Here is a 7,703-nt window from a genome sequence, read left to right on the forward strand (position 1 = left end):
ACTTTATTTAGATACGGGGAATCTTGAGTTCATTCTAGACCTCCCTAAAAAGCCGATAATATACATTATGTAAAGTAGACCTATTTTTCACTACCCCACCGGACACTCACCGGTGCTTTCTACGCTCTGGCTGGCGCTCCGACCAATGCGGGTCGAACCTGTACTCCTCGTGATGCGACCATGCTGTTCTCGTCCGCCACTCTGAACTCCGCGCGCCTCAGCTTCCTCGACCCGCACCTGCGCGCTCAATTGCTCCGAACCTTTGGGCTCCTCAGCATGTCCCTCAGCGGCTCACGTTAAACGACAAACACCCGAGACGAGCTCACACCATTCGGTGCGCCCCATCTCGGGTGCCTATCATCAGCTACTGAGCTTCTTTATTCTGAGCTTCTTTATTCTGCGTGCTTGGAGCTGAACTCTACCCAGGCGTTGAGCACACGCTCTGCTGCACCGGATGCAATAGATTCGCGGGCATCAGCCAAAGCCTGCGTGAAGCGAGCCTCAAAGCTTTCGCCGTTGACCGGGCGGTACGCGACCAGGCCAGCCGCAGCGTTCATCACCACAGCGTCGTGAATGGCGCGCAGCGGGCTCTTCGGGGCCTCGCCCTCCCCCGCCAAAATTGCACGGAAAACGCCCGCATTGTACTCGGCGTCGCCGCCACGCAACTGCTCCAGCGGTGCGTTCTGCAGACCGTACTCGGTCGGGTCAAAACGATACTCGGTCAGTTCGCCGTCTACAGCCTCCCACAGGCGGCTCGTGGTGGCGATGGTCAGCTCATCCAGGCCGTCATCACCGCGGAAAATCAGGGCGTGGTCGCCGCGCTCCGCGAAGACGTGAGCCATCTTCTCAGCCATGACCGGGTTAGCAACACCGATAGCCGAGGACTTCACGCGCGCCGGGTTGGTCATGGGGCCCAGGTAGTTGAACGCGGTCGGAATGCCCAGCAGGCGGCGGGTCGGGCCCACGTGACGCATTGCCGGGTGGAAAGTCATCGCAAACAGGAAGGTGATGCCAGTCTCGCGAGCGCATTCGGCGACTGCGGAAATGGGCATGTCGAGGCGGATTCCGAGGGCTTCGAGGACGTCTGCGGAGCCGGATTTGGAGGTGGAGGCGCGGTTGCCGTGTTTGACGACGGTGGCGCCGGTTCCTGCGATGACGAGGGCTGCCATGGTGGAGATGTTGACGGTGTTTTGCTGGTCGCCGCCGGTGCCGACGATGTCTACGGCGTTGGGGTCGATGTCGACGGTTTCGGCTTTGGCAATCATTCCGGCTGCGAGTGCGCCGAGTTCTTCGGGAGTTTCGCCTTTGGAGTGGAGGGCGGTGAGGAAGGACGCGAGGATCGGCTGTTCGGTTTGGCCGGTCATGATTTGGTCCATTGCCCAGGCGACTTCGGTGTCGGTGAGGTTTTGGTGTTTGACGAGCTGGTTGAGGATGTATTTCCAGGTGATTTCGTGCGTAGTCATGTGTTAAGTGTAAAACCCCCGCCGCGTATCTGCATGGTTGGGTGCAGTATGCGAGACGGGGGTTTATTAGGCGCGTTGCGCTTTAGTGGCGCGTGGTGGCGGTTTAGTGGAAGGAGTCACCGCATGCGCAGGAGCCTGCTGCGTTGGGGTTGTCGATGGAGAAGCCCTGCTTTTCGATGGTGTCTTCGAAGTCGATGGTGGAGCCGTCGAGGTAGGGTGCGCTCATCTTATCGACGATGACCTCTACGCCGTCGAAGTCGCGGACTGCGTCGCCGTCGAGGACGCGCTCGTCGAAGTAGAGCTGGTAAATGAGGCCGGAGCAGCCGCCGGGCTGGACGGCGATGCGCAGGCGCAGGTCGGTGCGGCCTTCCTGTTCGAGGAGGGTGCGGACCTTGGTCTGTGCTACTTCGGTGAGGTTGACGCCGTGGGTCGGCAGTTCGGTGGTGGTTTCACTCATTGGTGTTGTCCTTTTGTTTTGTTGGTTGCCCGTGTGCGCCGCGTGTGGGTGCGTGTGGGCGTTTTAGCCTTCACGATACGCGCCGGGGAGAGTTGAGCACAACCTAGGGTGTGCATAGTTCGCCGGGGGCGTGAGTGTTTGCGTGTTGGCTTTATAAGTAATTCTGCTTCTAGGATACCGAAAAAGTGGGGGTTGGGGTTTGGTGACCCTTCTCCCCCACTTTTTACTTTTTGCGGGTTGATTTAGCGAGCGCCGAGTGCGCTGAGCAGTAACGCCTCCGCGAGGATTGCGTTCTTGAAGTCCGGGATGTAGAGGGACTCGTTGGCGCTGTGTGCGCGGGTGTCGGGGTCTTCTACGCCGGTGACGAGGATCTGTGCCTGCGGGAAGACGTCCTTCAGGTCGGAGATGAACGGGATGGAGCCGCCCATGCCGGTCTGTACGGGTTCGAGGCCCCATGCGGCGCGCATTGCGTCGAGGGCGGTTTGTGCGCCGTCTGCGTCGACTTCGGTGGCGAAGGGCATGCCGGAGTCGACGGCGGTGTAGTTTGCCTGTGCGCCGTGGGGTGCGTGTTCCTTGATGTGTTCGGCGAGTGCGCGGTGTGCGTTTACGGGGTTGTCGCCGGGTGCTAGGCGGGTGCTGATGCGTGCGCGGGATACGACGGCGAGGGTGTTGGAGGAGGTTGCGATGGAGGGGATGTCCATGCCGATGACGGAGATTGCCGGTTGGGTCCACAGGCGGGAGGCAACGCTACCGGTGCCTGCCAGGGGTACGGTGTCGAGGATGCCGGAGTCGTTGCGGAAGTCTGCTTCGGCGTATTCGAGTTCGGGTTCGGGGGCGCGGTGCAGGCCTTCGACGGCTACGGCGCCGGTGGCGTCGTGCAGGGTTGCGAGGAGCTGCGCCATGAGGGTGTGTGCGTCGAGCATGGGGCCACCGAACATGCCGGAGTGGATGGCGTGGCTGCCGACGCGTACTTCGATGTCGCCGGATGCGACGCCGCGCAGGCTGGTGGTCAGTGCGGGTACACCGGCACGCCAGTTGGCGGAGTCTGCGACCACGATGTAGTCGGCGGACAGTTCCTCACGGTAGGTGTTGAGGAAGGAGACGAAGGAGGGTGAGCCTGCCTCTTCTTCGCCCTCAATGAAGAGCTTCACGCCGAGCTTGAAGTCCTCGCCGAGAGTTTCGTTGAGGGCTGCGAGCGCGGCGAGGTGCACGAGGATGCCTGCCTTGTCGTCTGCTGCGCCGCGGCCGTAGAGGCGGTCGCCCTTGCGGGTTGCGACGAAGGGGTCGGTGTCCCACAGGTCGAGGTTGCCGGCGGGCTGTACGTCGTGGTGGGCGTAGAGCAGGATGGTCGGGTAGCCTTCTGCGGCGGGGCGGGAGGCGATGACGGCGGGCATGCCCTGCTTTTCGGTGCCGTCGGCAGTGGTGTAGGTAGCGCGTTCGATGCGTACGTTATTGAAGCCTGCCTTGGTTGCGAGCGCGGCGACTGCCTCGGCGCTGCGGTCTACCTGGGTGAGGTCGTGCGATTCCCAGGCGATGGAGGGGATGGCGACGAGCTCGGTGAGGGTCTGCAGGGTTGCTTCGAAGTTTTTGGTGACGGCGTCGCGTAGGGCGCTGTGGTGGGTGAATTCAGTAGTCATGTTTCTACCTTACCCCCACCTTACCCACCGCCGCCGGGCGGTTGGGGTTGTTTCAGTTGCTGGTGTGCGCTTGTGGGGGCGGGTTTGGTGTGTGCCGTTCGGGTATGATGGGAGGGTGTTTGGTCGTAAGAAAGAGAAGGCTGAAGCGGAAGCTGTTCAGCCGCAGGTTGTAGAGGAGCCTCAGGCTCCGGTTAATCCGAAGTTCACCCCGAAGAAGGGCCGTCCTACTCCTTCGCGTAAGGAGCAGCAGGCGGCTCGTCGTCAGCCTCTGGTTGTTAATGACCGTAAGGAGGCGAAGGCTCGTGAACGTGAGGCGATGGCGAAGGCTCGTGAGCGTCAGAATGATGCGTTGATGGGTGGCGATCAGCGTTACCTGCCCGCCGTGGACCGTGGTGCGCAGCGCCGTTATATCCGTGATTATGTGGATGCGCGCCGTAACCTTGGCGATTTTATGTTGGCTGTGCTGCTGGTTCTGCTTATTGGTGGCTGGATTGCTCAGGGTGTGTCGGGTACGTCTACTGCGGCGGCACCGATTTATTACGGTTCCGTGTACGCAATGTATGCGCTGATGATTCTGTGGGTTGTTGACTACTTTATTTTGTGGCGTGGCCTGAAGAAGAAGCTGATTGCGAAGTTCGGCGAGGTTCAGCGTGGTTCTGGCATGTATGCGTTTAACCGTGTGATGATGATTCGTCGTATGCGCCGCCCGGTTCCGATGGTGAAGTACGGCGAGTACCCGCGCTAAGTCGTTGGTGCCTTATAGGTGCTTGGGGAGAGGTCCTGAAGGTTCAGGCCTCTCCCCTATTTTTGTGTTCTGATTTTTACGTTCTTACGCGAGAAGCCACATGTGTTTCGAAAAGCTACTTCTTTGGTGGCTTTTCGAAACACATGTGGCTTCTGGGCTAATGTATTGCGGCTAGACGCCGGTACGGTTAGGCGTCAATTTGGGAGTAGAGGATCTGCCATCTGCCGTCGCGGTGTTCGAGGGCGAACTTGTAGATTTCTTCTTCCTTATCGCTGCTCCAGGTTTCTTGGCGGCCGTCGGGCTCTACCTCGGTGTGATTGTCCCATTCGTGGTTGGTTTTCAGATAGTAGGTTCGACCGTCGTCGCTCCAGGGTATGCCTTCGGGTTCGAAGTGTTCGATGCCGTCGATGACCCATCCGCCGCGCTGGTAGAGCGCTTCTATTTCGCGATAGATTTTGAGTTCTCCGTCGTTTGAGGTGGAGAGGAATTCGCGTGCTTTGCTGTAGTCGCCGGTTTGGACGCCGTAGTTGACCCACTGGTTCCAGGCGTCCATGGTTTTGAGGATGCCGTCGGGGGTCTTTGCGCGGTATCCGTTTTCGGGGGCGTTAGGTTTGGGAACGTTCTGGGCGGGGCCTTTGGCGTCTGCTTTGCGGTATTCGCCGTTACCGGCATTGTTGCCGGCGCTGCTGCTTGAGCTGCTGTTGGTGGCAGGCGTGCCGGAGGCGGTGGATCCGTCTCCTGCAGTTGTGATGTCGTGCGGCGCGCAGGCGGCGAGCAGGGTGCTGAGGCTGATGAGGGTGCCTCCGGTCAGCATTGAGCGGCGGTTCAGCGTGTTGGGGTTCATGGTTGCTCCTCCACGTGTTCGTAGTTCATGATCTCCCACTTATTACCATTATGCGCGAGCACGTACGGGGAACCTGTCATTGCTCCTACCATTGTCCACAGCTACACGAATTATCATCAGATTCATCAAACCTCTTAGTGCCATTGAAAATAAGCATGAAACCGTGCACATGATTAATTACATTAAAATTTACCATCAATAGCATCAGGGTCTCAATGTTTATATAGCTCATTGAGACCCTGAATTCACAAATTAATTATTTATCTTTAGGTGATTTTCTTTTATCATCAATATTGGACTTGGTGATATAATTTATCAAACTTCTATACTTGCTAATCTCAGTGGGATCAATATCGCCATGGTCTTCCATAAAACTCTCCAATGCAGATTCTAGCCTACCGTATGCCTTGGTATACAAATCCTTAAAGTTAGATTTATTATACATTTCAAGATGCCTGGATAACTTCTCTTCATCTTCTGCCAATTTCTTAGCTTCATACTCTATTTTTACACTACAGCCCTTTACATCCAATTTAGGCATTCCTTCTTGTAGCTCAATTAGCATTGCATACAATATATGCCACTTGTATCGCAAGTTCTTATTGTACAAAGCTCGATCTCCGTCAAAATTTGATATCTTAATATAATCCATCAAATCAACGCACATTTTTGCTGCAAAATAATATGCCTCACGTGAATGAGATTCATCAGAAAATATTACTTTATTTGAATTTTTACCATCAGTTTCACTAATATATTTTTTTATTGAACCCGGACTGCGTGCCGCAAGATTTGCATCCCAATAATAGAGAGTAGCAAAAGACCTCATGAGAAAATCTGTTTTTATGCGTTTTTGTTTTTTACCTACAGAACCTTCAAGTCGCTCATACAATATCTGTCCATTATCTTTCCCCTTAAAATATACCTCGAGGTGCTTATGGAAAGGCTTCCTTGCTTCAAGATTAAGGTCAAAAATATTGTTTTGGGTATTTGTTGACTGAATAATACTCGATACTAAATCATCGTCCAAGCTCTCAATAATTCTTACCGGGATACATATAGATGACTTAATATTTTCAAGCGCATCTTTTTCCTGTTCTAATTTCTTCAGCAGTTCTTCTTCATTTAGTAGTTCGCCCATGAAATCTATATAATCTTCTGGGGTTATTTCTTCCTTCTTTACAAGATCATGTAATTCTTTAGCAGATTTTTTAGCAGAATAATCACCCTGCGAAGGAGTGAGATTTTTTAATTTATCCGCCTTTTGTTTATAATATTCGCTTAGAATATAACTTGTCTGGCATCCATTTACAACATTGTAGTCCTTAATTTGAAGAGTATCTCCAGCTTGAACAGCCTTTCTTGCAGTGATTGTCACACCATTATTCCTCGCAAAGAAAAGAGAATGATTAGAAGGATTCTGCAATGATTCCTTAATCGATTTATTAACACGAGTATCCCCCTTAAAGCTTCGAACATTCTCATAAAATACATTTTCTTTTATCATTCCATCTGGACCATTAATTATCTCCAAATATTCGCCTAAGGGAAGATATCCAAAGTATATTTTGGCATTTTTATTATCATCATCTTCTTGTGGCGTGATTCCATTACCCTTATAAAGCTGCAAAGTGGATGCATTAAATTTAGCTTGCGATCTATTTTGTATTTTAATAATTAAGTCTAGGAGATTGTGTGCATCAAAGAGCTCAAAATGAAATTCATATCCTTTATATTCTTCTTTCAATGATTCAATAGACTTAGTTACACGCGCTTCATCCCGTACGGTTTTTATGCTTCCATCCGTTGATCCATTGACAAAATAAGCGTAAATCTCGGGGGTTGACTCGAGCGCATCACATGCTTCTATTTCATTCTTAAGATCAACAAATTTTATATAAGGATCAGAGTATTTAGTTCTTTCACCCTCGGGAACACCCTTAGGAAACGTAAAAGTTGTTTTAATGCCACTTATAAAATTAGCTATATGTGAAACAGAATTCTTCGAGCTTGAAACATTCTTAGCCTGCACAAAAATATATTTTACATCTAATGTCGAACTGGCTTCATATATTTCCATAAATTTATCGTGGGAAGCAACGAGTTTCCCATTGATTATAATCGCCAACGCATCTATACCCTGATCTGTTCCACCTCCAGAATTTAATTCGGTTGGTTTTGAAATATCATCTCGACAGTACCCCTGTGCAAGAATATACCCTGAGAAATATTCAAATAATTTATCATCTTCATCTTGAAGCTTGAATTTCTCTTTAAATTCTTTCAAACTAGAATTTAAAATTGAATTCTCTTCCAGCATCAAAATCTCCTTTGAATGCGTAGTGCATGGTGGTGCAATCGTCGGTGCTGCACCACTCTGATAGTACTATCGCTCCAGGTCAGTGTGCAATCCACAACACACTAAACGCCACTAGAATCTCAAGTAAAGCTCAAGACTTTCCCATCAATCTGTCTAGCTCCTGAATGCTCAGAAGCCATATGTGTTTCGAAAAGCTACTTCTTTAGTGGCTTTTCGAAACACATGTGGCTTTTCGGC

At 52.1% G+C, this 7,703-nt stretch carries 6 protein-coding genes; 1 reads left to right on the forward strand and 5 read right to left on the reverse strand.

Annotated features, from left to right (window positions below; translation table 11 throughout):
• Positions 1–392: 392 nt before the first annotated feature.
• The 3 genes from trpD to HMPREF2710_RS06135 form a co-directional block, all read right to left on the reverse strand.
• Positions 393–1,463 (reverse strand): anthranilate phosphoribosyltransferase, encoded by a 1,071-nt coding sequence (gene trpD, locus HMPREF2710_RS06125; RefSeq protein ID WP_070600146.1) that lies wholly within the window; start codon positions 1,461–1,463, stop codon positions 393–395.
• Between the two features lie 103 nt (positions 1,464–1,566).
• The gene (locus HMPREF2710_RS06130; protein ID WP_049347628.1) at positions 1,567–1,920 is read right to left on the reverse strand and encodes a HesB/IscA family protein; all 354 of its coding nucleotides are present in this window, start codon (positions 1,918–1,920) and stop codon (positions 1,567–1,569) included.
• Between the two features lie 242 nt (positions 1,921–2,162).
• The gene (locus tag HMPREF2710_RS06135; RefSeq protein ID WP_070600148.1) at positions 2,163–3,557 is read right to left on the reverse strand and encodes a M20/M25/M40 family metallo-hydrolase; all 1,395 of its coding nucleotides are present in this window, start codon (positions 3,555–3,557) and stop codon (positions 2,163–2,165) included.
• A 115-nt stretch (positions 3,558–3,672) separates the two neighbouring features.
• On the opposite strand from HMPREF2710_RS06135, the gene HMPREF2710_RS06140 reads away from it, so the two are divergent.
• Positions 3,673–4,302 (forward strand): DUF3043 domain-containing protein, encoded by a 630-nt coding sequence (locus HMPREF2710_RS06140; protein WP_070600149.1) that lies wholly within the window; start codon positions 3,673–3,675, stop codon positions 4,300–4,302.
• A gap of 187 nt (positions 4,303–4,489) precedes the next feature.
• On the opposite strand, the gene HMPREF2710_RS06145 is transcribed toward HMPREF2710_RS06140, so the two are convergent.
• Complete coding sequence (locus HMPREF2710_RS06145) at positions 4,490–5,146, reverse strand: DUF6318 family protein (protein ID WP_070600151.1); 657 nt, start codon at positions 5,144–5,146, stop codon at positions 4,490–4,492.
• A 256-nt stretch (positions 5,147–5,402) separates the two neighbouring features.
• On the reverse strand, positions 5,403–7,466 hold the full coding sequence (locus HMPREF2710_RS06150; RefSeq protein ID WP_070600154.1) for an AIPR family protein: 2,064 nt from the start codon (positions 7,464–7,466) through the stop codon (positions 5,403–5,405).
• Positions 7,467–7,703: the final 237 nt, after the last annotated feature.

It is taken from the genome of Rothia sp. HMSC069D01, assembly GCF_001810135.1.
In the GTDB taxonomy this organism is placed as follows: domain Bacteria; phylum Actinomycetota; class Actinomycetes; order Actinomycetales; family Micrococcaceae; genus Rothia.